Source organism: Nocardia fusca NBRC 14340 (genome assembly GCF_001618425.1).
GTDB classification, from domain to species: domain Bacteria; phylum Actinomycetota; class Actinomycetes; order Mycobacteriales; family Mycobacteriaceae; genus Nocardia; species Nocardia fusca.
The window spans coordinates 59,041-85,934 of record NZ_BDCU01000051.1 but is presented as its reverse complement, the minus strand read 5'-3'; the positions used below and the strand labels follow the sequence as shown (position 1 = coordinate 85,934).

Sequence of the window (26,894 nt, the reverse complement as noted above, 5' to 3'; positions counted from 1 at the left end):
CGCCGCAGGCGGCGCCAAACAACACTGCCGTGTACCCTTCCCGGCATGCCGGTGAGCCCCGCTGTCCACACCCCCGCCGCGCGTGAGTCCCGGATCTTCGGGCGGACCGGCCGGATCGGCCGGCTCCTGGGCGCCGTGCTCGCCTGCACCGCGCTGGCGGTGTCCGCATGCGCGAGTCATCCCGACGATTCGGCCTCGATCATCCGCACCACGACGAATATCGCCGGGGCGGGCGTGGTCGGTATCGAACGCGACACCACACAGGCCTGCCCGCTGCCGTCCGCGCCCGATCCGGCGGACGGACCGACCCGCACCGTCCGGCACGCGTCGGGCGAATCGCGGGTCCCGGCGGATCCGCAGCGCATCGTGGTGCTGGGCACCTCCGCGCTGGACGCCACCTGCGCGGTCGGCCTGTGGGAGCGGGTGGTCGGCACGACCACGATCCCGGGCCCCGTGCCGCAGCCCGGCTATCTGGGTTACGGGGTCGTCGAGATCCCCGGTGTGGGTACCGCAGCCGACCCGGATCCGGCACTCATCGCCCAGTTGGACCCCGACCTGATCATCGGTGAGGTCCCGGTCGGCCGGGCCGGCTACGAGGCACTGAGCGCGATCGCCCCGACGGTGCTGGTCGGCGCGGAGCCGAACTGGGAGAAGCAGTTCACCGCGTTCGCGGGCGCAATGGGCCGGCAGGGGGCGGCCGCGGCGGCGCTGGACGCCTATCACACCGAGGCCGCCGATACCGGCGCCACCATCAACGCCCGCTACGTCCAGGCCTCGATCGTGCGTTTCACTCCGGGCGGTACGGAGTACCTGGGCAGCGAGACCTTCGCCGCGCAGGTCCTCGCCGATACCGGCGCCACCCGGCCCACCGCGCAGCGTGACAGCTCCGCGCCGATCGACGAATCCGATCCCGTGGCCGCCGAGGGCGATCTGATCTATGTGCTGTTCGCGGGCGCGGACGGGCAGGAGCACGGGGAATCGGTGATGCGCTCGCAGCCGTGGGAGGAGCTCGGCGCGGTGGCCGACAATCGCACCTTCGTGGTCGACGACACGCTCTGGCACACCACCGGCCTCACGGCGGCGCGGGCGGTGCTCACCGATATCCGCGACACCCTCAACGCCTACGTCATGGACTGACGCTTCCCGCGCACACCCGGTCGGAACAGCGGCCGCTGGGCATCCCGTCCTCCACAGGGACCGACGCTGCCCGCACATGTACGCACCCGGTCGGGCCCGCGGCCGCCGATACGGGATCGGCACCCCGCACTGTGTGTGACCCGCCCGCCGGGTCGCGGTGCGCAGCAGGGCCGAGCTCGGTACCGCGCGCCGACAGTCGTCCGCCGAGGGGGGCGATCGGTCCACAGAGGACTCACAGTGCGGCTCCAGCAATCCGCCATACAGCGTTCCTACCGTGGTTGTCAACCCATCGGAAAGAGGTGCGCACGTGCGGAAACGACCTGAACGGCCACGAACGGAACTACCCCACGAACACGATCTCGGGCTCGCCCACGATATGTCGGTGATGCTGTCCCGGCGGCGAGCGCTGTGGATCATGGGCGCGGTCGGGACCACATCCGTGGCCGCGGCCTGCTCGTCCGGTACGGGCACCACCGCCGGTAATTCGGCACCGGCGGCCGCCGCGAGCACCACCGCGGTCGCCGTGGCTCCGCAGGAGACGGCCGGACCGTATCCCGGTGACGGCTCCAACGGACCGAACGTGCTGGTCGAATCCGGTGTCGTCCGCTCCGATATCACCGGCAGCTTCGGTTCGTACACCGGTACCGCCGAGGGCGTCCCGGCGACCATCCGGCTCACCCTGCAGGACCTCGCGCGCGACGGCGCGGCCGGTAAGGGTATGGCCCTCTACCTGTGGCATTGCGACCGCGACGGCGAATACTCGCTCTACGGCCGGGACATCACCGAGCAGAACTATCTGCGCGGAGTCCAGGTCGCCGACGACGCCGGGCAGGTGAGCTTCACCTCGATTTTCCCGGCCTGCTATTCCGGCCGCTGGCCGCATATCCACTTCGAGGTCTACGACGGCCTCGAGACCGCCGTCGCCGGCGAGAACGCCCGGCTGACCTCACAGATCGCGCTGCCTCAGGAAGCCTGCGAGCAGGTGTACGACGCCGACGCCGGTTATGCCCGCAGCGTGACGAACCTGGCGGAGGTCACGCTGCCCGGTGACAACGTCTTCGGTGACGGCTGGGACGCCGAGCTGGCCACGGTGACCGGCGACCCGAAGCGCGGGATGGAGATCTCACTCACCATCGGCGTGGCCGAGAAGTCGGCGAATCGAGCCGAGGGTGGCCCGGGACAGGGCGGCACCCCGGCGGAACCTCCCGCGGGCGGCACGGGACCCGGCGGCGCTCCGCCCGCGGGCCCGCCTCCCGGCGGCGGAACGTCCGCCGGTAACTGACGCGGCGGCCGCGCAACGGTACTCCGGCCGGCCGACCGAGAACGCGACCCGCGCCCGCCCACTGCCGAAGCCACCGGTCCGCAACCGGACATCAACCGTTCCGAGACCCTGTTTCCCCAGGTGATCGGCTATAACCGGCGTACCGTCGAGGTATGGGCGACAACGCTGAGGGTGATCGCTCACTCGCGAGCCGGCTGAGTATCGGGATCGTCATCGGACTGGGGATCGGGATCCCGCTCGGACTGGTCGTGCTGAACAACCTGGCACTCGGAATCGGGCTGGGTATCGGCTTCGGCCTGGCCTTCGGTCTCGCCATGGCGCCGTCGAGCGACGACAGATCCGACGGCCACCACAAACCGCCGACCGACGACTGAAGTACGCTCGGCGCCTGCGGTCCCCGCGCGCCGAAACCTCCCGCTCCCTAGCGCATTCGACGCGCGAAACACAAGTTGTGGTAGCGCTCGGTGATTCGACCCCCAAGGGGTAGTGTTACGGCACGCGCAGGGTAGTCGTCGGATTCGTTGGGAAAGGTGTGGAAGCAGCATGAAGCTCATCGATCGGGTTTCGGCCATCAACTGGAATCGGGTACCCGACGAGAAGGACGCCGAGGTCTGGGATCGGCTCACCGGTAACTTCTGGCTGCCGGAGAAGGTCCCGGTGTCCAACGACATCCCCTCCTGGAACACCCTCACCGCCGACGAGAAACAACTCACCATGCGGGTGTTCACCGGCCTCACCCTGCTGGACACCATTCAGGGCACCGTCGGCGCGGTCAGCCTCATCCCCGATGCGCTGACCCCGCACGAGGAAGCGGTGCTCACCAATATCGCGTTCATGGAGTCGGTGCACGCCAAGAGCTACAGCTCGATCTTCTCCACCCTGTGCTCGACCCGCGAGATCGACGACGCCTTCCGGTGGTCGGAGGAGAACCGCAACCTCCAGCGCAAAGCCGAGATCGTCCTCGAGTACTACCGCGGCGAGGACCCGCTCAAGCGCAAGGTCGCCTCCACCCTGCTGGAGAGCTTCCTGTTCTATTCCGGCTTCTACCTGCCGATGCACTGGTCCTCGCGCGCCAAGCTCACCAACACCGCCGATATGATCCGCCTGATCATCCGTGACGAGGCGGTGCACGGCTACTACATCGGCTACAAGTACCAGCGCGGACTCGAACAGGTCACCCAGGCCGAACGTGACGACCTGAAGAACTACACCTTCGAGCTGCTGTTCGAGCTCTACGACAACGAGGTCGACTACACCCAGGACCTCTACGACGAGGTCGGCCTGACCGAGGACGTCAAGAAGTTCCTCCGCTACAACGCCAACAAAGCCCTGATGAACCTGGGCTACGAGGGTCTGTTCCCGAAGGACGAGACCGAGGTCAATCCGGCCATCCTGTCGGCCCTGTCCCCCAACGCCGACGAGAACCACGACTTCTTCTCGGGTTCGGGTTCCAGCTATGTCATCGGCAAGGCGGTAAACACCGAGGACGAGGACTGGGAGTTCTGATCCCCGGTGAATCAGGCCCGTCCGGTTCTGATTCACCGGACAGCCGGAAATCGGGCCGGGCGTCATATCGACGCCCGGCCCGATTTCGTATACCGAACCGGAGTAACAGCGGTCGGCGCCACCGGAACCGAGTCAGAGATTTGATGGTTTCGAAACCGGAGAGTCCGACCGGCCCCCGTTAAGGTTGATGGCGACCTACCCACTTCAGGGAGATGGCGAACATGGCAAATTCGGTCATGGACGACTACGTCAGTCAGCTGCGCGTCGCGCTACATCAGCTCCGCGATTGGCCCTACCCCGATCAGATCGATCACGAGCTTTTCCGGGCATTCATGAAAACCCCGCACGATGTGGGCGGGGAACCGGATGCGCCGGCTGTTTTCGAAGAAAAGGAGGAGGAGGTCTGGGAGCTCAATACGTTCATCACCTGCGAGGTGCTGGGCTGGCGGGGTATCTGGACCTCCGAGGAACGCCGCAGGCTGGGAAACGTCGATGTCGGGCGTACCCAGTATCTCGGATTTCCCTATTACGGCCGCTGGGTCCTGGCCGTTGCTCGCTGCCTCATCGACAAACGGCATATCACGCTGCGTGAACTGCTCGAACGAACGCAGGAGGTCCGGGAACGCAGCGCGGGTAACTCCGGCCCGCTGGAAGCCGCGCCCCGCAGCACCGGAGAAGGCACCGAGGTGGCCCGGAATATTCATCACCGTGACGCGGTCGGCCACGGGGATCCCCAATGCTTTGCCGGACAAGCGGACAACCCCCGGTTCGCGGTCGGCGACCGGGTACTGGTGCGTGATCTTCCGACCATCTTCTACACCCGCACCCAGGAGTATTTGCGCGGTAAACCGGGGACGGTCGTCACAGTGTCGTACGAAAGCCCGATACCGGAGGACGAGGCGTTCGACCGCGAGGACCGGCGCCCCGAATGGTTCTACATCGTGCGCTTCGATATGACAGATCTGTGGGATCCGTACCAGGGGTCCCCCGGCGACACCTTGCAAGCGGAAATATCGGAGCCCTGGCTCCAGGCGATCTCGTAGACCGGGTTACACCTCAGCGAGAGGAACACGATGAGCGGGATATCGAACGAAGGCGAGGACTCCGAAGCTCCCCGGCACGCCGCGCCGATGGTGGAAGAGGTCACCGATTTCGAGGTGCTCGAGATCGCGCTACGCGAGCTCGCGATCGAGAAGGGACTGTTCACCGCCGAGGACCACCGCCGGTACACCGAGTATTTCGAGCAACTGGGTCCGGCGCCGGGCGCTCGGTTCGTCGCCAAGGCCTGGTCCGACCCCGAGTTCAAGCGGCTCGCCCTGAACGACGCCATCACCGCGTGTTACGAGGTCGGCATCGACTGGTTGCAGCCCACCGGATTCGGAACGCCCAGCGATTTCACCGCGCTGCATATCCTCGAGAACACGCCGACCCTGCACCACGTGGTCTGCTGCAGCCTGTGCTCCTGCTATCCCCGGCCACTGCTCGGGAATTCGCCCGAATGGTATCGGACGCCGAACTACCGCCGCCGGCTCGTCCGCTGGCCGCGTCAGGTTCTCGCCGAATTCGGCCTCTACCTCACCGAAGACGTCCAGATCCGGGTCGAGGACTCCAATTCCAAGCATCGGTTCATGGTGCTGCCGGTACGTCCGGACGGCACGGAGGGATGGAACGAGGAGCAGCTCACGCAGATCGTGACGCGCGACTGCTTGATCGGTGTCGCCCTTCCCGAGCCCGGACGAACCGCGGACGTGGAACGCCCCGTACACGCCGCGGTGCACCCGGCACAGAACTATTGACCGACCGGAGGACAACAGATGCCAGTGGGCAAGGACGTCACGCGGGTCAGAGTGCAGCTGCTGGAAGAGATGATCGCCCGGGGGCAGGTGTGGTCACGGATGGCCGAGAAATACGGCGTCGAGAACCCGTCTCCACCGTGGAAAACGAGTCTGGACGGGATATGCGACGCTCTCGACCGGGAAGGGGCGGCGCTACCGTTGCTCGCTCGGCGTGACGAGGAGGACCGTCTCACCGGGGAGGTGTATCCGGCGCTGCCGTTCCCGGAGAATCAGCTCGTCGCGCTGGCGCATTCGTTGATCGCCCGCAAGATCATCGACGAGGCCGAGTTGGCCGACCATATCGAGGAGGTCCGGGCCAGACTCGAAGCGGGAGGTTGAGCCGGTAGGCATGAATCCGGGTGATGTCATCACCGCGATCGCGATCCAGTGGTGTGACTTCGAGCGACGTCGAGGCTGTTCCGCACGCAATACCGGGAGGGGACCGACCGCCGCGGAGGCGGATCGCGGGCCGCGATTGTGGGCGGATTCGGCGACATCGTCGGGGCGTGTGGAAGAACGCGTCTCCGGTGCGGCGTTGATGTCACCGCACCGGAGACACGGATCAGGCGTGGGCGCGCAACGCGTCGATGAACCACTCCCAGGCCGGAACCCGAGGTTCCCGCCGCGGCCAGCCGTTGAGTACCGCCAGCAGTTCCCAGTACCGCTCGACCCGGCGGTCGGTGAACACCTCCATCCGATCGGCCAGCCGCCGGAGTTCCGCCGCGGGCAGACCGGCGTCGACAATCTGTTCCAGCACCTCTTTACCGCGGACGGAATCGGGTGCCACGCCTGCGTCGAGCGCGCGCAGGGCGTGCTCGGACACACGGTCCGGGTCGATTGCGCTCTCCGGTCCGGTCTCGCCGGTGGCCCCGGCCACCGCCATCCGGCGGCAACGCGCCTGGAAGTCGGCGTCGGCGACAAGTTCGGCCAACTCGATCCAGGCATCCACCTGTTCCGGGTTCGGGTCGTCGGGAAGTTCGGCAGGCAGCATCCGCATCCCGTGCGCGATATTCGCTCCCGGCGCGTCGTCGGCTATCCCGTCGAATATGGCGTCCACGAAGTCGTCGATCAGCCGTTGGCGTTCGGCGGCGGACAGTTTCGCCATCTTGTGCATGATTCTCATCTCCTCGGTCGAGCTTCCTCGATGAGCGACCGAACGCAGCACCGCGCGCCGGATGCGCAGGGTGCGGATCTCGGCGTCCAACGCGCGGGCGTGCGATGCGGCGACCTCGGCCACGGTGGCCTGCCGCCGCAACACCTTCTGCACAGTCGGCAGGTCCAAGCCCAGTTCGCGGAGCGTGCGCACCAGATCGAGCCGGGCCACCGCTTCGGTGTCGTAGAGCCGGTAGCCGGATGGCGACCGGACGGTCGCCGGCACGACTCCGGAGTCCGACCAGAACCGGATGGTCCGCACCGAAAGTCCGGTGCGGCGGGCCAACTCGCCGATGGTGAACAGTGCATCGTGGTCACTCACGGAACCCAGCCTGAACCTTCCAGTAGCTGGAGAGTCAACGAGAATTCTGCCCGTATGGCAGGAGTTCCACTTCGGCCGGATCCGACCGCCGCGACGCCGTCCGATGATGTTCGCCTGCTGCCTCGGCGATCGCGATGATCCGGTCCCGCAGCCCCGCCGGGGCCAGGACATCGACCTCGGCGCCGAAACCCACCAGCATGGCCGCGGCCCCTTCCACGCTGCGCACCCGCAGCCGGTGTGCATCCGGCTCGTCGGGGACGGGTTCGGGATCGCCGAGCGCGGTCACCGCCAGCGACCGCAACACCAGCGGTAAGCGCGGCGGGTGCACACGCAGCACGATCTCCGTGGCGGGCGCCCCACGGAAGTCGTCGCGCATCTGCCGCCACACCTGGTGTAGATCGAGGTCCGGCGGCCGGCGGCTGGGCTCACCGAGCCGGCGCACGGCGCTGATCCGGGACACCCGGTAGCTGCGCGGCCGGCCGCGATGGGCGGCGACAAGGTACCAGGTCGTGCCGACCTGGAGCAGCCCCCACGGATCGACGGTCCGGTCGCCCGGAGCGTCGGCTTGTCTCGACTGGTAGCGGATCCGGATCCGCTCGTCGTCGAGCACCGCGGCCTGCACCGCGGCCAGTGCGTTCAACACCGCCGGTTCGCGGTGCCATCCACCGGCGTCGAGGACGATCCGATCCCGCACGTGCGTGACCAGCCGGTGCTGATCGTCGGGAAGAGCGGTGGACAGCTTGTTCAGCGCGCGACAGAACGAGTTCCCCAGGCCGAGCGCTTCGGCCGTACCCCGCCCGCCCGCGACGAAGAGCGCGCGGGCCTCTTCCGCGGTGAGTTGCTCGGCATCCGGTTCGTACCCGGGGACCAGGGCGAATCCGCCACCGCGGCCACGTTCCGCATACACCGGGATACCGGCGGCGGACAGCGATTCCATATCGCGCAGCACCGTCCGTTTGGTGACTTCGAGGCGTTGGGCCAGCTCGGCGGCACTCATCCGCCCGTACCGCCGTAGCAGTTGAACGATCTGGAGCAACCGGTCCGCGCGCACCTCTCCAGAATCTCACGAAAAGGTGACACCGGATGTCACCTTGTGTGCCCGAGACTGTTCCCATGACCCAGATTCCGGATTTCCGATCAGACCTCGCCGCCGCCCAGGAGTGGGTGGCCGGACTCATGGCCGCGATCCGCCCCGACCAGTGGAGCGCCCCCACCCCCTGCACGGACTTCGATGTCCGCGGGCTGCTCGAGCACCTCTCCTGTCATCCGGCCAAACTGGTGGCCACCGCCACCGGCGCCGACCCGCGCCCGCTCCCCGCCCGAGCGGATATCGATATGAACCGGCCCGGTGAGGACTACCTGAAGCGGTCGAGCGCCGCCCTCGACCGGTGGGCCGACGACACGCTGCTGACCCGCACGCTCCTCGCACCCTGGGGCGAGGCCCCCGGCGGGCTCGCCGTCGGCGGGTACCTCATGGAAACCGTCGCGCACGGCTGGGACCTGGCCGTATCCATCGGACAGCCCGCCGAAGCCGATCCGGCACTGGTGGCCAAGGCGCAGGCCATCGCCGACCGAGCGCTGACCGACGCGTTCCGCGGCCCCGGGGCGCCGTTCGGCGTTCGTGTCGAGCCGCGTGCCGAGGCCGGGCCGACCGAGCGACTGGCCGCCTTCCTCGGCCGCGGCCGCCCCGAGAGCCGCTGACCGTTGGTCCGCGCCCGCCGCACCGCGTCGCCGATCGAACCGGTGCGGCGGGCCGGGCCGCCTACAAGTCGAGGACCATTTCGAACTCGGGCCGGACATCGCCGCCGCCGACGGTCCCCCGGACGCCGGTCCGCCGGAACCCGTGGCGGAAGTACAGGCGTTCGGCCGCGATATTCCCTTCGACGACTTCCAGGCGGATCCGGTCGCCGCCGCGGACGGTGGCGTGATCCAGTACCGCGCGCAGCAGCAGATCGGCGACTCCGGTGCCGCGCGCTTCCGGGGCGACCCACATCGAGATCAGGTGCAATTCGCCGCAGTCCCCGGTGACGCCGACCGTTCCCACCTCGGTATCGGCGGCGGCTGCCAGAAACTGCGCACGCCGTAGGAGTAACTCGCGCCAGTCCCGCTCCCCACGCTGCCGGGCCTCGACCAGGGTGGACCCGAACGCATGCGGCGCGTCCGCCAGCGCTCGAAGCCGGATCTGCCGGAAAACGGCCCACTCCGCGACCTGCAACTGCCGGACGTGCACCGTGGCGAGATCCATCCGGTGATTGTCGCGCAACCGGTACACCCGTGCCGCCACGTCGCGGAAAGCGATCCGGTCGGCACCGAGCGAACAGCCCGGCCCGATCGCGCTGATACGCCGGTCCCGTGGCAAGAACGGTGACGTGGGCCGGTTCGACATCACCGGCCACCACATCGTCCCGCAGCGGATGCGTCCGTCCGGGCAGACTGAAATGCCTTGAGGGAAACCAGAATTCGCACCGACCCGCACGACTGGCATATCGACGAGCGCGAGTGCCGGCGCCAGAAGAACCACCGTGGTCGCAGATTCGCCTATCCCGACCTCGACCCGCGCCGCACCGCGCTGGTGGTGATCGATATGGTGCCGTTCCACGTCGCCGAAACGCCTACAGTCGCGGAGTTCTGCCGGACTCGCCGGATCCCGGCGACATCGATATCGACGACACTCCGAACCGACAGACAACGCCCACCGGCAATGTGAGGATGGGAACAACGAGCCGACGAGGAGGAACCGTGGGGAAGTTGGACGGAAAAGTCGCTGTCGTCACCGGCGGCGCGCGCGGGCAGGGCCGCTCGCATGCGGTGACACTGGCCGCGGCGGGCGCCGATATCGTGCTGTGCGATATCGCCGCACCGATCGCGAGCGTGCCCTACGCACTGGGTTCGGAAGACGACCTCGCCGAGACCGTGAAACTGGTCGGCGACACCGGCCGCCGCTGCGTCCCGGTCACCGCCGACGTCCGTGATCAGGAACAGCTCTACGCCGTCGCCGACCGCGCCCTCGACGAATTCGGCCGTATCGACATCCTCCTGGCCAACGCGGGTATCGCATCCAACGCCCTGATCGCCGAAATGCCCGAACAGACCTGGCAGGACATGATCGACGTCAACCTGACCGGCGTCTATCACAGCTTCCGCGCCGTCGTCCCGCATATGATCGAGCGCGGCTCGGGCCGCATCGTCGCCACCGCCTCCATCGTCGCCCGCATGGGCGCCCGCCGATCCGGCCATTACGCCGCCGCGAAATGGGGTGTGGTCGGCCTGGTGAAATCGCTGGCCGAGGAGGTCGCGGAACACGGCATCACCGTGAACGCGGTACTACCCTCGGGAGTACAGACCGACATGATCATGAACCCCGCCACCTACCGCGAACTGATGCCCGACCACGAAAACCCCACTCGCGAGGACGCCATGGCGATGTTCGAGGCCGGGGGCGGGCTCATCCAGCCGGAGGAGGTCTCGGAACTGATCCTGCTACTGGTCTCCGACTCCGGCGGCCGCTACAACGGCGAGGCGCTGACGATCTCCGGCGGCCTGAGCACCCACACGGTCTGAGCGGATCTTTCGGCCCCACGGGGGTGGCCGATCACCTGGGACTATCTCGGTAACGGCGTTTCCGGCGGTTTCTCTCAGTAGGTTCGGGCGTCGGGCCAGCGGTCGGCGAAGGCGTTGACCGCTGACTTCCAGCGCATCGTCCATCGTGCCCGACCGGCCCCGGCCGGGTCGAGCGAACGAGTCACCTCCGGCCTACGACACCTCTCCCGATTCGGTGCGCACCGTGCTGACCGGCGCCGACCCGTGCGAGATCCCGCTGCGGATCGGAGCCGCGCCACTGTTGCCGGTGGCGGATTACCAGGCGGTGCACAGTTGCCGGTTCGGCGCCGCCGAGAACCCGAGCGCAATCGACTACGGCTACCAGCACGAGAACGAGATCTCCCGCTCGGAAACCGTTACCGTGAACGGGCGGGAAGTGTTCGTCACCCGTGTGATCGCCGGTGGCCACATCGGCTACACAGTGGTAGCCGGGCCACCCGTCACCGGTGATCTGGTTCCGACGGTCACAGCTTTCGGCCTGGACCACGCCGAAGTGGAGCGGGCCCGCGATGCGCTCATGGCCCGGTTCCCGGCGCCCTGAGTCACCGGCGGATCATTCTCGGTCCCCACGCATCCGGGCGATGAAGGCATCCCAGTCCGCCGGTGCGAAGTCCAGCGCGGGGCCGGCCGGGTTCTTGGAATTCCGTACGCCGACCCGCCCCGAGCCCAGCCATGCGACTTCGACACAGTCACCCTGGGTCCCGCTATAGGAGGACTTGAACCACTCATCCCCGGAATACCCGATCATGATTGCTCGTATCTCCTTGCTATTTTCCGGATTCGGTCCCGCGAGACGACTTCGTCGTACGTTGCGGACCGAATCGTTTCGTACAGGGACCGAAATCGATCCACATCAACGGTGTCCTCGAAAGTCATCGAGCCGATCGCACCCTCGGAGTGGACTACGGACGGCTCGGTATCCGGAAAGTCGAGGACAATAAATGGCGGAACGACGTGGCCGGTGGGAAGACCGGCCTCGAACGGGACCACCCGGATCGCAATGTTCTCCTGGGTGCTCACATCGGCAATGCAGCGGCACTGAGCAGCCATCTTCGGTTTCGACCCGACCACCGTGTGCAGCACACTCTCGTGCAATAAGAACTCGAGTCGAGCCTTCCAACGCCGCTGCACGATTCGAGTACGACGCTGCATGCGCATTTCGACCCAGCTGTCGACCTCCGCTTCCGGATCGTCGGGTGCGGACGCGCGATAGACGGCTCGGGCATAGTCCGCAGTCTGGAGCAGGCCAGGGATCACAAGTGGTTGGAAGAACCGGAATTCCGTTGCATAGGACTCCAGTTCGAGGTAGGAGCTGAATCCTTCATGCAGGAAGTGGCGATAGTTCTGCCACCAGACCTTGGTGTTCGATTCCGCGGCAATGGCCATCAGATACTGGGTGCGATCGTCCGGCAGATCGAAGTAACCGCAGAGGTATTCGACCTCCCGGACCTTGATCCGCTCATACTGCCCCAGCTCGATCCGGCTCAATGTCGCCCGGCTGAACTCGGTCTCCCGGGCCACCTGTTCCAGCGTCGAACCGCGTGCGTGGCGCGCGTCGCGCAACGCTCTCCCAGTTGCCGCCGCGGCAATGTGGTGCCGCTGAGATCCGCCTTGCTCGGCATCGTGCCTCCCCTGTTTCTCAACGAATCGCCCGGCGTTTCTCAGTGCGAGAACAATCGTAGGCAGGTACCGGGAAACGTGCTGCGCCTTCCGATCGATCCCATGACGGCCTCCCGCCGACCCACGCCGAGTCTGTGACCTGCAGCAACATAGTCGCATGTCCGAGAGATACGGAAGTCGTTGGCGCAAAGACGCTTTCCCGGCGGCCACCGGCGCCGCCGAGACGCACGCACCGACGCGCCACACCGAATGCGACGGCCGGCTGGCCGCCTGGCGGCTCGACCGCGGGGCGATCCAGATCCTGGAGGTGCGCAATACAGCGGACGCGGCCGCACCGCTGCCCGCCCGCGCCTGCACCGACCTCGCGGATATGCGGGAACGGTTCCCCGAATACACCCGCCTGTGGGATGCGATCCGTCACGAGTTCTGGACACATACCGTCGCGCGGGGACTGCTCGGATGAGCGTTATCCGCTACCCCGACGATGAGTCGGTCGCCGAAATCACCGCGCACTTCCTGCCGACCGTACCCGCCGGATCGCTGCCCGTACTGTTCGGATTCCGCTTCGACGGCGAGACGATCCACGCCGAATGCGCCGAGGTCGATCCGAGCCGGGACGTCACGGATCCGAATCCGATCCATGTGGCGGCCGCCCGGGTGCGCGCCGTCCTCGGCCCCGGCATGTTCGGACTCGGTTTCGTCTTCCTTGTTTCGCCGATCAACTGGATTCCCGCGCCGCCGCCCGGCATATCCCGGCACCCGTCCGTACCGGAGCCGCGCGACTCCCCGCCGGGTCCGATGTCCTCGCGGCCGCCACCATCGATGCCACCGGTCGTCAGTGGTGGGCGGTCCGCCCCCACCACTGCGGCGCCGACCCGATACTCCTGCGGTTCCCCGCTGTCGCACCCCGGGATTGGCGCCTACCGGAATCCATCGACGCGTCCCTGTGGACCGCCGCACTCGCTCTCGACGACGCCAACCATCCGCATCTACTGCGGCTGCGGATCACGAACCCGCGCGAACGGACCGGACTGTGAGCGCTACCCGTGTCCGCCTGCACCGAAGCCCGCGCTCACCAGGCGTCGGCGCGCTCCTCCGCCAACCGGCGCCAGGCCAGGTCCAGCCAGCTGCCGAAATGGCGGGTGAACTCGGCCGGGGTGGCCGGGCGCACCGTGACGTGGGTTCCGCGCTGTTCGGTGTAGCGGCCGTCGCCGGTGATGTCGTGCCATTCCAGCGACCGGAGCGGGTCGGCATTCGCGTCGAATCGCCCCAGCCGCAGCACCGCGCAACCGCCACCGTCGGCCTCTCTCCGGACCAGCCGCCGATACCGGTCCCGGGCACGGGTGCGCTGCGGATTCTCGAACTGCTCCTGCCGGGAGTCCACATCGTCGGGATGGAAGGTCTCGGGTCCGGCCGTGCCGGGCGCGCAACCGGGCAACGCGGCCACCAGCCGGGCCACCAGCTGCTCCGGCCGCAGAAGTCGCACCTGAATCGACCCGAAGTCGTCGGCATTGCCGGCCTGGCTCATCGTCACCGCATGACTCTCGGTGCGCGCGCCCACGATCCGGTAGTTGCGCATATCGCCGCGTCCGGTGCTGCGTTTGTGCGCGACAGTGCCGCCGAAGATCGCGATATGCATTTTCGAGGTGCCCAGCGTATCCAAGGCCAGCTGGATAGTGGCGCGCTCCTCCCGTGTATACCGCTCCCGCACCGCGAGGCGATGCGCCCGGGCTTCGTCGTTGAAGGCGAAACGGCTGGTGTAGCGCAGTGGGCTGGGGAACCGATCGTAGGCGTCGCTGTACCACAGCGCCGCGAAATCATCCGGCTCCCACGTCCACTCGGACATCGATCGTTCCTCTTTTTCGTTGCGGGACAGCAGCTCCCGCGATGTATCGGCGACGTTCCGGTACCGCACCGAATGCCGTTCGGCCGGCCGACCGAGCGGCTCGTACGGCGAAACTCTCGGCTTCTAGTCGGGGTTGCGTCCGATCACGCCACCGTCGATGGTGGGCGGGATAGCGCCCAGCAATTCCTCGGTGTTCTCCTGGTTGATCAGGTAATCGGGGGTCGAACGCTTCGACTCGTCGTCCTGACCGCCACGTCCCGCACCGGCGCCGCCCATCGGCATACCCGTCATCCCACGGTTCGCCGCCGCGTTCGCCGCGGCGGCGGACGCACCGGCCGGGACGCCGGCGGCGGTATTCGGTGCGCCCTGAACCGTGCGGCCGGGAGTCTGCGACTCGGGAGTGCCCGGGGAACCGGGAGTTCCCGAAGGTGTACCGCCCGGCGAACCGGGACTTGTGGTCACACCGGCCGGTGTGGTGCCCGCCGGGACAGTGGGGGTGGTGCCGGTGGGGTTTTCCGTGGACGCGGGCTCGGTGGCGGTGTCGCGAACCATCACTCCCATGGCACAGGCCGGGCCGCCCCCGGCGCCGAACTCGACTCGACGCTGCCCCGCTCAGATCCCCAGCACCAGTTTCGCGGTGGTGAAGTAGATGATCAGCCCGGTCGCGTCGACCAGCGTCGTGACCATGGGCGCCGAGACCACCGCCGGGTCGATCCGTAGCCGCTTGGCCAGCAGCGGCATGGTGCCGCCGATGGTGGCGGCCCAGGCACAGATCAGCACCAGGGTGACTCCGACTACCACCGCGACCCGGGGGCCGACGAACAGTCCGCCGATGATCACACCGACCACAGCCAGCATGGTCCCGAGGACCAACCCCACCCGGCACTCCCGCCAGATGACCTTGAACAGGTCGCCACCGCGCACCTCCCCGACCGCGACCGCGCGCACACAAGCCGTGGCGGCTTGGGCGCCGGCATTACCGCCCGCCCCGATGAGCAGTGGAATGAACAGCGCCAGCTGTGCCGCCTGCTCGAGGGTGGCCTCGAAGAAACCGGTCACGCTCACGGTCAGCGTCGCCGCGACCAGCAGCAGCATCAGCCACAGCGCGCGGTAGCGGGCGAGCTGGAACACCCCGGCGGCCATGTAGTGGCCTTCCCAGGGCGCCGAACCGGCCTGTTTGGCGACGTCCTCGCTGTCGGCGGCCTCGATGACCTCGACGGCGTCGTCGATGGTGAGCAGCCCGACCAACCGGTCCTCGCTGTCGACGACGGGCAGGTTGATGTCGTTGGTCTCGCGCATGAGGCGCGCGGCCTTCTCCGCCGAATCGGTGGCGCGGACGAACGCGGGTTCGGTGACGACGAGGTCGGCGACCATGGTGTCGGGGCCGGTGAGTACGAGTTCGCGCAGTTCCACGATGCCCTGCAGGCGGCGGCCCGCATCGACCACAGGAAGGGTGTAGACCGTTTCGGCGTTGCCGCCCTTGAGCCGGACCGTGCGCAGGGCGTCGGCGACGGTGAGGGTGCCGGGGATCGCGACGACCTCGGGCGACATGTACCGGCCGACCGAGCCCTCGGGGTAGCCGAGCAGCGCGGCGGTCATCCGGCGTTCGCGGGGGCTCAGCCCGGCGAGGGCTTTCTTCGCCACCTTCGCCGGCGCTTCGCGCAGCATGCGGGCACGGTCGTCGGGTGCCATGCCTTCGACGAGTTCGCGGAAACTCTGGTCCCGCAGGCCCTGCAGGATCTGCTGCTGATCGACGGGTTCGAGTTCCTCGAACACCGCCAATGCCAGATCCTTGTCAAGCAATCGGAACGCGACCCCGGCCTCGACGGCGTCCATCCGCGCGAGTTCGTCGGCGATGACGTGCGGCGGATGGTTGGCCAGCCAGTGCAGCGCGGCGTCGACGCGGTGGCTCTCGACCACGCCCTGGAGGGATTCCGACAGCGTCGTCGGCACTTCGATGAGATCGATCTGCGACATGAGAAGTCCTCGGCACAGCAGTGAGTTGCGAGTGATTTCGAAGGAAAGTCACACCGCGAGGCGCCGAGCCGGGCCGCTCCGCCGACAGTTACTGCAAGCGGAAACACGGGCGGACGACGCCGCGCGGCCTTCGACTGGGAGGTTCGCTGCGCATTGCAACACCACCTCCTCTTGGTCGCCGCCACGCGCGTGGGTACACGCCCGATCCGGAAAACTGTCTATGAATGCGAACGCATTCTTGATCAGAATACATCCTGACCACGGGAAGTCCGCATCGAAAGGTTCGTCACACGGCGTTTCACACTCCCGGGCGTGTCCGCGCGCCGTGCAGTTGCGCGGGATCGTCGAGAAACAGGCTGATCCGCGTCACCGCGGCGGAGATCCGGCCGCTGGGCAGCGGCGACTCCACCCGGATATCGACCGGTTCGCGGAGTGTCACATCGACGGTGGTGCCGTCCGGTCCGGCGAGGAACAGGCGGTCGCCGTCGAGGGCTGTTCCGGTGTGGTTGTAGCGGCGGTGTTCGGCGACGGCCGCGATCCGGTCGAACGCGATGGTCGCGATCTCACGGCCGCCGCGGCGCAGCACCAGCGCACGGGCGGTGGCGTAGTGCGGGTAGGCGATATCCGCGACGAACATCGCGAACAGCAGCAGTAACGACCACAGCGACAGCACGCCCAGCGAAACACTCAGCCACGCCCACGGGATCAGGATGTGAAGCACCGCCATTTCCAGCAAGGTCGCCGCCAGAAAGGCCAGTGGCATCGCCAGCACGCCCTGTGTGCCGGGCAACGGCGCGCGTTCTCGGCCGTCGCAATCGGTTCGCCGGCGCAACCACAGCCAGACCGCACGGTAGGCCCGGCCCTGGTTTCGCAGGAACCTGGTTGTGCGCCCGGTCATGGTCGATCGTCCGCGCCGGTGAGCAGTTCGATCGCCCGCAGGACCGCCCGGCGCTGGGCCGGATCGGGCACGAATGCCGCGAGCGACAGATCGGGCCCGCTTGCGCCGCCGGAAGAGCCGGAAGCGGTCAGCGATTCGAAGTCGGCAGCACGCAGCCCGGCGGCGAGCTCGTGCGCCACCTGTTCGATCAACTCCCCGGACTGTTCCACCGCCCGGCCGCTCAACCGCTCCCAGCCGTGCAGCATCCGGCGGTAGCTCTCCCGGGCCGCGGGATCGGAGAACGCGCGCGCGAACCAGCTGAACATCTCGTCCGGGGTGTCGCCGGAGATGGCGATGATCTCCAGCAGATCGCGCTCCCGGTCGAGTGCGGCGCGTTCCAGGTCGTCGGCTCGCTCGCGGGCGGCGTCGAGCGCGTCGGCGAGCTCCGCGGATAGCGCGGTGAGCGTCCGGCCCGCGTCGACGGCGGCCAACATCCGGCCGAGCCCTTCCTTCTTGCGGACGAGCTGGGCGACACGGTGGGAGATCTCGTCGTGCAGGGCCGCCAGATCGGCGCGGAGGTCATCGGTATCCGATGTTCCGTGCTCGGTCTCGAACACGGCGGCCACGGCACCCAGCGGCAACCCGTTGTCGGCGAGCCAGCGGATACGCATGAGCCGCGCCAGCTCCGCCAGTCCGTAGTCGCGGTAGCCGTTGTCGGGGCGGACCGGTTCGGGCAGCAGGCCGAGCCGGTGATAGTGGCGGACGGCGCGAGGAGTCGTCCCGGCGGCCGTGGCTATTTCGCTGATCCTCATAGCACCAGCTTCCGGTGTGACGCTACGTCGTAGTCAAGACCGGAACCGGGGATCGGACGCACCTCGCGCGCGAATCTCCCATGTAGGCGATGCCGCGTCGGTCGAATACCGCATCGCCCGGCGCAGTTCTCGAGGGAAGATCGAGTCTTCGACTTCCGGCCAGGTCCGGGTGTGCCGGACCCACTCCGGGATCGGTCCGCGCTGCACACCGAAGAGGAACAGATGCGGCACCAGGCCGCGCAGTGCCTGGTGGACCTCGAGGCGGTCGTCGATCATATGGGTGACGCCGAGCTCCGCGCAGTGCACCGCCTTGTCGGCACGTTCCCGGCAGAACCGGACATTGCCGCGCGCGATACCCGTCCGCCGGTAGAAATCGTGATGGTCCAGCCATTGCGTGGTGCGTTCCTGGACCCGGGGCCCGCATTTGGAGATCACCCACGCCCGGCCGCCGAACCGGCTCACCAGCCGGGGCAGCACCTCGAAAGCGTGGTCACTGGGCGGGGTTCGCATGGCCTCTTCCGCGCCGCCCGAGAGGAAGACGGTATCGCCTGGGCCGTCGGCGAGGGCCGCTCCCTGGATCACCCGGCCGAAATCCACGCCGAGTGTCGGTTGTCCTTCGTTCATATCTCCCTCAGTGTGACGCGCGGCACCGACACAGGCGACCAGTTTTCGCCCGGCGGCACCACGACGGACTTGCCCCGGTCGTAGGCCGGAGCGATGGGGGAATCGAAAGGCCCCCGGGGCTGGGCGCGCCGAGATCGGGCCGAACCATGTCTTCGCCTTAGCGGATGTTGCGGGCTGCGGTCAGCGATTCACGGTGGAGGTGAGGCGAAACCGCCCAGGTAGGGGCTTTGGCGCACAATCGCGCTTCGCCGCTGACGATATGCGCGATTCGGTGCAGGCAGCGCGGAAACGTTGCCCGGCCGCCGAGACCTCGCCAGAGTGGAAACCGAGATATCTCACGGTGGCCCCCGGGCCCGACATCTGAGGAGAGTGCTGTGCGCTTCGGAATCTTCATCCCGCAGGGGTGGCGTCTCGACCTGGTAGGTCTCGATCCCGCTACCCACTGGGAGGTGATGCGGGGTCTGGCGGCCCGCGCCGATGCGAACCCGGTGTGGGAGTCGCTGTGGGTGTACGACCATTTCCACACTGTTCCGGAGCCGAGCGAGGAAGCCACTCACGAAGCCTGGACCCTCATGTCCGCCTTCGCCGCCACCACGACCCGGGTGCGGCTGGGCCAGATGTGTACGGCGATCAGTTACCGCAACCCCGCCTACCTCGCCAAGGTCGCGGCGACAGTGGATCTGATCTCCGGGGGCCGCACCGAGATGGGTATCGGCGGCGGCTGGTACGAACACGAATGGCGCGCCTACGGATACGGTTTCCCCACCGCCGGGGAGCGGCTCGGCCGGCTTGAGGAAGGGGTGCAGATCTTCCGTCAGGCCTGGCAGACCGGCGCCGCCACCCTCGACGGCCGCTACTACCAGGTGGACGGCGCGATCGTGCGCCCGCTGCCCGCCCAAGAGGGCGGCCTGCCGCTCTGGATCGCGGGCGGCGGCGAGAAGAAAACCCTGCGTATCGCCGCGAAATACGCGAACTACACGAACTTCGCCGGTAACAGCCCCGACGAGTTCACCCACAAATCGGAGATCCTGCGCACGCACTGCGCCGAGGTGGGCACCGATTTCGACGCCATCGTGCGCAGCGCCAACTTCAATGTCGCCATCGGTGCCACCGAGGCCGAGGTCGAACAGCGCAAGTCCGAGCACGCCGCCCGGATCGCCCCGGTCCTGGGCGAGGAGAAGGCGCGCGCCTACGTCGACAACCTGAACAACGGCAGCGCGGCGGTCGGCACCCCGGAACAGATCGTGGAGAAACTGTCCGCCGTCCGTGATCGCGGGCTGGGCTACGCCATCTTCAACTTCCCCGAAGCGGCCTACGACACCAGCGGTATCGAACTCTTCGAACGCGAAGTGCTCCCGGCACTGTCCTGATTCCGGGCAGCGGTGGTCCCGGTGGGACGCCAACGAGGCCGCGGGCCACCGCGCGGTGCCGTACCCGATTCCGGCGATGAGGATCAGCGGCCGCCCATGGACGGATCGAGATCAGAGCTCGGTATGGTGCGTGCGGACTTGATCTTCTCGATCCTCGCCAGGACTCCGTTGATCGCACTCTCGTCGAAGCCGAGATTGTCGAGGGCGCCACGTACCTGGTCCGGGGACAGGGATCCACGGCTTCCAGTACGTCCGGGTCGAAGTCGGCGCCACGGTGGGTGTCTGCGAAGTCGGAGTCGATCCCGAACGATATCGCGTCATCGCGACGGGGGTCCGGAGCCTGTGGAAAGGCGTACCCGTGGTCGAAAAGAACCAGGTCACCGTTCTCGTCGCGCCGGTAGTTGTGCGCCAACCCGTCCGGCATGCCGATGATGTAGTGCAGGACGGCCGCCTGTTGCTGCTGTTTCGCATCGAAGGCGTGCCAGGGCTCCTCGTCGGGTCGCAGTGTGCGATATTCCTACACGGAGCCAGGGCCGTGCGGCCCCCGCTCGATCAGCCCGGTGGGGGGCACGAGATCGAACCCGAGCAATCGGTTGATGCGATACGCCGCGACCTCCCGCTTCGCCAACTCACCCGGCACGTGCCGAATCCAGCTGATCCCATCGAAGGTTTCCTCGGCCGCGGGCTTGTAGACAACCAATTTGTCGTCGCTACCCCGCATGATGTGCACACCGTTGTTGTTGCCCGGCGGCAAGGACGCGGTCAACTCGTCTTCGGACCTCAGCTGCGTCCGAGAACTCATCGCCCGCTCCTCCGGAGTCGGCCGATACGACCTCGACTGTTCCGCCCTCGAAGCGGAATCCGGTGAATGTTCGATCCGGTCTCTACCGAACAGGCCGAGGGATGCCTCTTCGGCACGGCCGGCGGCCGCAGGACCGGTCCGGATCGTCCCGTTGAAGTCCTGCCGCCGACCGACATCCCGCTCGGTGAATCGCAGCAAAGCGGCGGTGATCCGTTCCACCACTTCCGACATGCGGTGCCACTCCATCGATCACCAGCACCGGCCTACATACCGCACAGAACTACAGCATGCAGCTCACGCAGCCCTCGACCTCGGTGCCCTCCAGCGCCATCTGCCGCAGGCGGATGTAGTAGAGGGTTTTGATGCCCTTACGCCAGGCGTAGATCTGGGCCTTGTTCAGGTCGCGGGTGGTGGCGGTGTCCTTGAAGAAGAGGGTCAGCGACAGGCCCTGGTCCACGTGCTGGGTGGCCGCGGCGTAGGTGTCGATGATCTTCTCGTAGCCGATCTCGTACGCATCCTGGTAGTAGTCCAGGTTCTCGTTGGTCATGTACGGGGCCGGGTAGTAGACGCGGCCGATCTTGCCTTCCTTGCGGATCTCGATCTTCGACGCCACCGGGTGGATGGAACTGGTGGAGTGGTTGATGTAGGAGATCGACCCGGTCGGTGGGACGGCCTGCAGGTTCTGGTTGTAGAGGCCGTGCTCCATGACAGCGGCCTTCAGTTCCCGCCAGTCGTCCTGGGTGGGGATGCGGATACCGGCGTCGGCGAACAATCGCGCGACCCGTTCGGTCTTCGGTTCCCACACCCGGTCGGTGTACTTGTCGAAGTACTCACCGGAGGCGTACTTGGATTCGGGGAACCCACCGAAGTACGTACCACGTTCCCGGGCGAGCGTATTCGAGGCCCGCAGGGCGTGGTAGACGACAGTGTAGAAGTAGATGTTCGTGAAATCCAGGCCCTCATCGGACCCGTAGTGGATGTGCTCGCGGGCCAGGTATCCGTGCAGGTTCATCTGGCCGAGGCCGATGGCGTGCGAGGAGTTGTTGCCCTGTTCGATCGAGGGCACCGAGTTGATATGGGTCTGATCGGAGACGGCGGTCAGGGCCCGGATCGCCACCTCGATGGTCCGGGCGAAATCCGGGGAGTCCATCGCCTTGGCGATATTGAGCGACCCCAGGTTGCAGGAGATGTCCTTGCCCACGTGCGCGTAGGTGAGGTCGTCGTTGTAGATCGACGGGGTGGAGACCTGCAGGATCTCCGAGCACAGGTTCGAATGGGTGATCTTGCCGGCGATCGGGTTGGCCCGGTTCACCGTGTCCTCGAACATGATGTAGGGGTAGCCGGATTCGAACTGCAGCTCGGCGATGGTCTGGAAGAACTCGCGCGCCTTGATCTTGGACTTGCGGATCCGCTTGTCGTCGACCATCTCGTAGTACTTCTCGGTGACGTCGACATCGGCGAACGGCTTGCCGTAGATACGTTCCACGTCGTACGGCGAGAACAGGTACATGTCCTCGTTCTTCTTGGCCAGTTCGAAGGTGATGTCCGGGATCACCACGCCCAGCGACAGCGTCTTGATGCGGATCTTCTCGTCCGCGTTCTCCCGCTTGGTGTCGAGGAAACGGTAGATATCGGGGTGGTGGGCGTGCAGGTACACCGCACCCGCGCCTTGGCGCGCACCGAGCTGGTTGGCGTAGGAGAAGGAATCCTCGAGCAGTTTCATGATCGGGATGACGCCCGAGGACTGGTTCTCGATCTTCTTGATCGGGGCACCGTGCTCGCGGATATTGCTGAGCAGCAGTGCCACTCCGCCGCCGCGCTTGGACAGCTGCAGCGCGGAGTTGATGGAGCGCCCGATGGACTCCATATTGTCCTCGATACGCAGCAGGAAGCAGGACACCGGTTCGCCGCGCTGCTTCTTACCGGAGTTGAGGAAGGTCGGGGTGGCCGGCTGGAAACGGCCGTCGATGATCTCCTCGACGAGTTTGCTCGCGAGCACCTCGTCACCGGCGGCCAGGGTCAGCGCGACCATGCACACCCGGTCCTCGAAACGCTCCAGGTAGCGCTTCCCGTCGAAGGTCTTGAGGGTGTAGGAGGTGTAGTACTTGAACGCGCCGAGGAAGGTAGGGAACCGGAACTTCTTGGCATACGCCTGCTGGAACAGCTTCTTCACGAAGGCCCGGCTGTACTGGTCGAGTACCTCGGGTTCGTAGTAGTTCTCCTCCACAAGGTAATCGAGCTTCTCGTCGAGGTTGTGGAAGAAGACCGTGTTCTGGTTGACGTGCTGCAGGAAGTACTGGTTGGCGGCTTCGCGATCCTTGTCGAACTGGATCTCGCCATCCGGGCCGTACAGGTTCAGCATCGCGTTGAGGGCGTGGTAGTCCAGCACCTCACCGGATTCGCCGGTGCGCTGCGGGGGCTGCTCCAGCCGGGCGGTCATACCTGCTGGTGCTGTCGTTGTTGCTGCCAAAACAATCCCAATCCCTCACGGACGCGGGCGACGTCCTCGGCGGTTCCCATGAGTTCGAAGCGGTACAGGTAGGGCACCCCGCATTTGCGGGAGATGACATCACCTGCGAAGCAGAAGGTGTCGCCGAAGTTCGTGTTCCCGGCCGCGATGACCCCGCGCAACAGGGCGCGGTTGTGCGGATCGTTGAGGAACTTGGCGACCTGGCGCGGGACGAATTCCTTGTCGGAACGTGTCGAACCGAGTACATGCCGGCCGCCCCCGTAGGTGGGGACGATCAGCACGTAGGGTTCGTCGACCCGCAGCGAGTCGGTGGTGTGCAGGGGGATCCGGAGTGCCGGGATACCCAGCTTCTCGACGAACCGGTGGGTGTTCTCCGACGCACTGGAGAAATAGACCAGCGTATGCGACTCGGACATCTCACCTCCCCTGTTCCCCGACCCGGTCGGGCGCGCTGTTCGCTCAGGCTGTGTCTATCGGGCCTGAGCGCGGGCCCTTCGTGGTTACGCTGCGCTGCCGCCTTCGGGCCTGACGCACTCAGGCGGCGACGGTGGCCAGCGCCTTGATGCGATCGGGCCGGAAACCGGACCAGTGCTCGTCACCGGAGACGACGACGGGGGCCTGCAGGTAGCCGAGGGCCATCACGTAGTCGCGGGCATCGGCATCGGTGGAGATATCGACGACCTGATATTCCACCCCGGCCTTGTCGAGGGCCTTGTAGGTGGCGTTGCACTGCACGCAAGCGGGCTTGGTGTACACGGTGATCATTCGAGTCCCTCTCTCCTGTGCCTATGTGCGGTGTTCGCGGTCCTTCGTGGTGACGGTCCGCCGCCCTCCGGGCCGAGCTCACCGCATGCCTGATCCCAGCCGGTGACCCGTCTGCGTTGTGCGGTGTGTCGGCACGATCGGATGATCTGCGCAAACTCCGAGGACCGACCCTGAAACGCCACGTCCGGGCCGGTTCCACCTGGTGCCAGCGGGCCTGTTGCACCGCCGCCTCCAAGCATCGATGACACTACACCTAGTGGCCGACAGAAAGAAACAACACGAGATGTTGCGAGTCACAACCATGTGATTTCACCGCTGTAAGCCGCAGGACAGCAACTCGACACGCCGCATTCACCGTGGCCCAGATCACAAATCGCTCGAGCCAGTTCTCTTTCAGCAAACGCAGGAGACTACGTCTGTCACACCAGTAGCTCCGGGCCCCAGCAGGCCCTCGGGTCCCGTAGGAAACCGACCGACCGGAAACATGAGGGCCGCTCCGTCGACGACGGAGCGGCCCTCATGATGCGCCGATATCAGGCGGAGACGAGCTCCCCGCTGGCCGCGGCGACCAGAACCTTCACCGACTCGGCCAGTTCGCGCTGCACCTCGGCATCCTCACGCGGGTGACCGGCGGCGAAGCGCTCGCCCCACGCGGCATAGTGCAGATGCGCTTCCTCCACGATCTTCCCGCCGGCGATACCCACGGACTTGACCGCGTCGGCGTGCGCCCACCGGGCGGCGTTGGGGCTGATCGAACCGCTGAGCACGGCCACCGGCTTACCGCCGATCGCACCCGCGCCGTAGGGACGGGACAGCCAATCGATCGCATTCTTCAATACCGCCGGCAGGGTCCCGTTATATTCCGGGGTGACCAACAGCAGACCGTCGCTCGCCGCGACCGCGTCGCGCAGCGCCTGGGCAGCGGCCGGTACCGAACCCGCGATATCGATATCCTCGTTGTAGAACGGGATATCACCGATACCTTCGTAGAGGGAGACCTCGACGCCCGCGGGCGCGGTGGAGGCCGCCGCCTCGGCGACCTGGCGACTGACCGAGGCGTCGCGAAGGCTGCCGACGAGGGCGACGATACGGGTCTGGCTCATGTTCACTCCTGCGGTACTAGTTGTGTGACGATCCCACTGCCCAGACTAACCGGACCACGGTCCGCTACATTCCTCCGGAGGGACGCACAGCGCCGTGAACTACGACACACTCAGTCCGGATCCCACCGAATCCGGACCCTCGGGTGACCCGCGACCGAACCCCGCGTCGGCCGAGCCGCTCGCACTGCGGGTCCGGCCGCCGCACCGGGGGGTGGGACCCGAACTACCCGGTACCGCCGAACCCGCCGAACGCGCCGACGCCGCGCGCAACCGGCGCCGACTGCTCGACGCCGCACAGGAACTCGTACGCGACCACGGCGTGGACGCCCTCACCATGGACGCGCTCGCCAAACGGGCCGGGGTCGGCAAGGGCACGGTGTTCCGGCGGTTCGGCAACCGGACCGGCCTGATGTACGCGCTGCTCGACCACTCCGAGACCCAGGCGCAGGAGGCGTTCATCTTCGGCCCGCCGCCGCTGGGACCGGGCGCGCCACCGGTGGAGCGGCTCGTCGCGTTCGGACGGGCTCGGCTACTGGATATCGAAGTCACGGGCGAACTGCATCGCGCGGCCGAACTCGGCTCCTCCGAGGACCATTTCAGCAGCCGGCCCTATCTCGTACTGAAAACCCATGTGACGATGCTGCTGCGCGACGCGGGCACCCCGGGCGATCCCGCGCTGCTGGCCGATACCCTGCTTGCCGCGCTCGGCGCCGCGCTCGTCCTGCACCAGCTCCGCACACTCGGTTACACGCGCGAGCAGATCGGCGACAACTGGGAAGCCCTTGTTCGTCGCGTGGCCGTTTCCCCCGAGCAGTAGAGTGATCCGGCATGGGAAACCTGCGTGAACAGATCATCTCCGAACTGGGTGTGCTGCCGAACATCGAGCCGAAGGACGAGATTCGGCGCCGCGTCGATTTCCTGAAGGACTATCTGCGCGCCACACCGGCGAAGGGTTTCGTGCTCGGCATCAGCGGAGGCCAGGACAGCGCCCTCGCCGGACGGCTGTGCCAGCTGGCCGCCGAAGAGTTGCGCGCCGAAGGTCACGAGGCCCGATTCGTCGCCGTGCGGCTACCCTACGGTGTTCAATCCGACGAAGCCGACGCCCGCGTCGCCATGACCTTCGTCGCGCCCGACGAATCGGTGGTGGTGAACGTCCGGCCGGGCGCCAACGCCGTGGCGGCAGAGGTGGCTTCGGCCCTCAAGGTCGGCAAACTACGAGATTTCGTGCGCGGCAACATCAAGGCCCGCGAGCGGATGGTGATCCAGTACGCCATCGCCGGTCAGGAGAACCTGCTGGTGATCGGTACCGATCACGCCGCCGAAGCGGTCACCGGGTTCTTCACCAAGTACGGCGACGGCGGCGTGGACGTCACCCCGCTGACCGGTCTGACCAAACGGCAGGGTGCCGCGCTGCTCGAGGAATTGGGCGCACCCGCGCGCCTGTCGTCCAAGGTGCCGACCGCGGATCTGGAGGACGACCGTCCGGCGCTGCCCGACGAGGAAGCACTCGGCCTGCGCTACAGCGAGATCGACGACTACCTCGAGGGCAAGGACGTCACCGACGACGTGGCGAAGCGGCTCGAAACGATCTACCGGACAACTCGCCACAAGCGCACGGTTCCGGTGACTCCGCTCGACGATTGGTGGCGCTGAGCGCTGCGGTCCACCCCTGGAGCCCGGCCGGTCGGCTGCGGGGCGCGACCATTCACTGATCGAGAGTCCGGGCCGGGATGGCCGCACTACGGAACAGCTTTCGTCCTGTCGTGCCCGGAGACGCTGCGAACCAGCACCACA

Annotated in this window: 31 protein-coding genes; 15 read left to right on the top strand and 16 right to left on the bottom strand. The window is 66.9% G+C overall.

The genetic code is table 11. The features are described 5' to 3' along the window. Positions 1-45 precede the first annotated feature (45 nt). The 7 genes from NF4_RS30495 to NF4_RS30465 all read left to right on the top strand — a co-directional run bounded on the left by NF4_RS30495 (position 46) and on the right by NF4_RS30465 (position 6,099). Complete coding sequence (locus tag NF4_RS30495; RefSeq protein WP_084533669.1) at positions 46-1,137, top strand: ABC transporter substrate-binding protein; 1,092 nt, start codon at positions 46-48, stop codon at positions 1,135-1,137. A 307-nt stretch (positions 1,138-1,444) separates the two neighbouring features. Then, a complete protein-coding gene (locus NF4_RS30490) occupies positions 1,445-2,419 on the top strand; it encodes a peptidase associated/transthyretin-like domain-containing protein (protein WP_063130843.1) in 975 nt (324 codons plus the stop codon). 152 nt (positions 2,420-2,571) lie between these two features. Continuing rightward, positions 2,572-2,793, top strand: coding sequence for a hypothetical protein (locus NF4_RS30485; RefSeq protein WP_063130842.1), 222 nt, complete (start codon positions 2,572-2,574; stop codon positions 2,791-2,793). 169 nt (positions 2,794-2,962) lie between these two features. Then, positions 2,963-3,925 carry a class 1b ribonucleoside-diphosphate reductase subunit beta gene (nrdF, locus tag NF4_RS30480; RefSeq protein ID WP_063130841.1) on the top strand — a complete coding sequence of 321 codons (963 nt, stop codon included), beginning with the start codon at positions 2,963-2,965 and terminating at the stop codon, positions 3,923-3,925. 221 nt (positions 3,926-4,146) lie between these two features. After that, on the top strand, positions 4,147-4,968 hold the full coding sequence (locus NF4_RS30475; RefSeq protein WP_157120685.1) for an SH3-like domain-containing protein: 822 nt from the start codon (positions 4,147-4,149) through the stop codon (positions 4,966-4,968). Between the two features lie 30 nt (positions 4,969-4,998). Continuing rightward, positions 4,999-5,721: a thiocyanate hydrolase subunit gamma gene (gene scnC / locus NF4_RS30470; RefSeq protein WP_063130839.1), complete on the top strand. Its 723-nt coding sequence runs from the start codon at positions 4,999-5,001 to the stop codon at positions 5,719-5,721. An 18-nt stretch (positions 5,722-5,739) separates the two neighbouring features. Then, the gene (locus NF4_RS30465) at positions 5,740-6,099 is read left to right on the top strand and encodes a hypothetical protein (RefSeq protein ID WP_063130838.1); all 360 of its coding nucleotides are present in this window, start codon (positions 5,740-5,742) and stop codon (positions 6,097-6,099) included. A gap of 223 nt (positions 6,100-6,322) precedes the next feature. Here the strand turns inward: NF4_RS30465 and NF4_RS30460 are convergent, their stop codons facing one another. After that, entirely contained in the window at positions 6,323-7,234 is a 912-nt protein-coding gene (locus tag NF4_RS30460) for a helix-turn-helix domain-containing protein (protein WP_063130837.1), read from the bottom strand. 34 nt (positions 7,235-7,268) lie between these two features. Continuing rightward, a complete protein-coding gene (locus tag NF4_RS30455) occupies positions 7,269-8,285 on the bottom strand; it encodes a helix-turn-helix transcriptional regulator (RefSeq protein WP_063130836.1) in 1,017 nt (338 codons plus the stop codon). Positions 8,286-8,347: 62 nt separating this feature from the next. On the opposite strand from NF4_RS30455, the gene NF4_RS30450 reads away from it, so the two are divergent. Beyond that, entirely contained in the window at positions 8,348-8,935 is a 588-nt protein-coding gene (locus NF4_RS30450; RefSeq protein ID WP_063130835.1) for a TIGR03086 family metal-binding protein, read from the top strand. A gap of 61 nt (positions 8,936-8,996) precedes the next feature. Here the strand turns inward: NF4_RS30450 and NF4_RS38210 are convergent, their stop codons facing one another. Then, positions 8,997-9,620, bottom strand: a complete 624-nt coding sequence (locus NF4_RS38210) for a GNAT family N-acetyltransferase (protein ID WP_198165524.1) — start codon at positions 9,618-9,620, stop codon at positions 8,997-8,999. 57 nt (positions 9,621-9,677) lie between these two features. Here NF4_RS38210 and NF4_RS38205 point away from each other — a divergent pair, with 57 nt between their 5' ends. From NF4_RS38205 to NF4_RS30435, 3 genes are all read left to right on the top strand, one after another. Further along, on the top strand, positions 9,678-9,941 hold the full coding sequence (locus NF4_RS38205) for a hypothetical protein (RefSeq protein ID WP_157120684.1): 264 nt from the start codon (positions 9,678-9,680) through the stop codon (positions 9,939-9,941). A gap of 32 nt (positions 9,942-9,973) precedes the next feature. Continuing rightward, entirely contained in the window at positions 9,974-10,795 is an 822-nt protein-coding gene (locus NF4_RS30440; RefSeq protein WP_063130833.1) for a mycofactocin-coupled SDR family oxidoreductase, read from the top strand. 145 nt (positions 10,796-10,940) lie between these two features. Then, entirely contained in the window at positions 10,941-11,375 is a 435-nt protein-coding gene (locus NF4_RS30435) for a hypothetical protein (protein ID WP_198165528.1), read from the top strand. 12 nt (positions 11,376-11,387) lie between these two features. On the opposite strand, the gene NF4_RS30430 is transcribed toward NF4_RS30435, so the two are convergent. Next, the gene (locus NF4_RS30430; protein ID WP_063130831.1) at positions 11,388-11,582 is read right to left on the bottom strand and encodes a DUF397 domain-containing protein; all 195 of its coding nucleotides are present in this window, start codon (positions 11,580-11,582) and stop codon (positions 11,388-11,390) included. Next, positions 11,579-12,397, bottom strand: a complete 819-nt coding sequence (locus tag NF4_RS30425; RefSeq protein WP_198165523.1) for a helix-turn-helix domain-containing protein — start codon at positions 12,395-12,397, stop codon at positions 11,579-11,581. The genes NF4_RS30430 and NF4_RS30425 overlap by 4 nt, the downstream gene beginning before the upstream one ends. Before the next feature lie 214 nt (positions 12,398-12,611). Here NF4_RS30425 and NF4_RS30420 point away from each other — a divergent pair, with 214 nt between their 5' ends. Beyond that, positions 12,612-12,917: a hypothetical protein gene (locus NF4_RS30420; protein WP_063130829.1), complete on the top strand. Its 306-nt coding sequence runs from the start codon at positions 12,612-12,614 to the stop codon at positions 12,915-12,917. 609 nt (positions 12,918-13,526) lie between these two features. Here the strand turns inward: NF4_RS30420 and NF4_RS30410 are convergent. From NF4_RS30410 to NF4_RS30385, 6 genes are all read right to left on the bottom strand, one after another. Further along, positions 13,527-14,300 (bottom strand): ESX secretion-associated protein EspG, encoded by a 774-nt coding sequence (locus NF4_RS30410; RefSeq protein WP_063130854.1) that lies wholly within the window; start codon positions 14,298-14,300, stop codon positions 13,527-13,529. Positions 14,301-14,423: 123 nt separating this feature from the next. Next, positions 14,424-14,852 carry a hypothetical protein gene (locus NF4_RS30405; protein WP_157120683.1) on the bottom strand — a complete coding sequence of 143 codons (429 nt, stop codon included), beginning with the start codon at positions 14,850-14,852 and terminating at the stop codon, positions 14,424-14,426. A 60-nt stretch (positions 14,853-14,912) separates the two neighbouring features. Then, positions 14,913-16,277: a magnesium transporter gene (mgtE, locus tag NF4_RS30400; protein ID WP_063130826.1), complete on the bottom strand. Its 1,365-nt coding sequence runs from the start codon at positions 16,275-16,277 to the stop codon at positions 14,913-14,915. A 298-nt stretch (positions 16,278-16,575) separates the two neighbouring features. Next, positions 16,576-17,175 (bottom strand): hypothetical protein, encoded by a 600-nt coding sequence (locus NF4_RS30395; RefSeq protein ID WP_063130825.1) that lies wholly within the window; start codon positions 17,173-17,175, stop codon positions 16,576-16,578. Continuing rightward, positions 17,172-17,966: a MerR family transcriptional regulator gene (locus NF4_RS30390; protein ID WP_063130824.1), complete on the bottom strand. Its 795-nt coding sequence runs from the start codon at positions 17,964-17,966 to the stop codon at positions 17,172-17,174. Before NF4_RS30390 ends, NF4_RS30395 begins: the two co-directional genes overlap by 4 nt. Before the next feature lie 33 nt (positions 17,967-17,999). Beyond that, the gene (locus NF4_RS30385; protein WP_232330712.1) at positions 18,000-18,590 is read right to left on the bottom strand and encodes a hypothetical protein; all 591 of its coding nucleotides are present in this window, start codon (positions 18,588-18,590) and stop codon (positions 18,000-18,002) included. 374 nt (positions 18,591-18,964) lie between these two features. Between NF4_RS30385 and NF4_RS30380 the strand changes: the two genes are divergently transcribed. Beyond that, a complete protein-coding gene (locus tag NF4_RS30380; protein ID WP_063130823.1) occupies positions 18,965-19,960 on the top strand; it encodes an LLM class F420-dependent oxidoreductase in 996 nt (331 codons plus the stop codon). Between the two features lie 517 nt (positions 19,961-20,477). Here NF4_RS30380 and NF4_RS38200 read toward each other — a convergent pair. From NF4_RS38200 to NF4_RS30355, 5 genes are all read right to left on the bottom strand, one after another. Continuing rightward, positions 20,478-20,762, bottom strand: a complete 285-nt coding sequence (locus NF4_RS38200) for a hypothetical protein (RefSeq protein ID WP_157120682.1) — start codon at positions 20,760-20,762, stop codon at positions 20,478-20,480. Between the two features lie 280 nt (positions 20,763-21,042). Further along, positions 21,043-23,202: a class 1b ribonucleoside-diphosphate reductase subunit alpha gene (nrdE, locus tag NF4_RS30370; protein ID WP_063130821.1), complete on the bottom strand. Its 2,160-nt coding sequence runs from the start codon at positions 23,200-23,202 to the stop codon at positions 21,043-21,045. Next, positions 23,199-23,648: a class Ib ribonucleoside-diphosphate reductase assembly flavoprotein NrdI gene (gene nrdI, locus NF4_RS30365; protein WP_063130820.1), complete on the bottom strand. Its 450-nt coding sequence runs from the start codon at positions 23,646-23,648 to the stop codon at positions 23,199-23,201. Before nrdI ends, nrdE begins: the two co-directional genes overlap by 4 nt. Positions 23,649-23,766: 118 nt before the next feature. Then, on the bottom strand, positions 23,767-23,997 hold the full coding sequence (nrdH, locus tag NF4_RS30360) for a glutaredoxin-like protein NrdH (RefSeq protein ID WP_030521995.1): 231 nt from the start codon (positions 23,995-23,997) through the stop codon (positions 23,767-23,769). Between the two features lie 533 nt (positions 23,998-24,530). Then, a complete protein-coding gene (locus tag NF4_RS30355; protein WP_063130819.1) occupies positions 24,531-25,100 on the bottom strand; it encodes an NAD(P)H-dependent oxidoreductase in 570 nt (189 codons plus the stop codon). 211 nt (positions 25,101-25,311) lie between these two features. Between NF4_RS30355 and NF4_RS30350 the strand changes: the two genes are divergently transcribed. After that, positions 25,312-25,917 carry a TetR/AcrR family transcriptional regulator gene (locus NF4_RS30350; protein ID WP_063130853.1) on the top strand — a complete coding sequence of 202 codons (606 nt, stop codon included), beginning with the start codon at positions 25,312-25,314 and terminating at the stop codon, positions 25,915-25,917. Between the two features lie 11 nt (positions 25,918-25,928). Next, positions 25,929-26,753 carry an NAD(+) synthase gene (gene nadE, locus NF4_RS30345; RefSeq protein WP_063130818.1) on the top strand — a complete coding sequence of 275 codons (825 nt, stop codon included), beginning with the start codon at positions 25,929-25,931 and terminating at the stop codon, positions 26,751-26,753. Positions 26,754-26,894 lie beyond the last annotated feature (141 nt).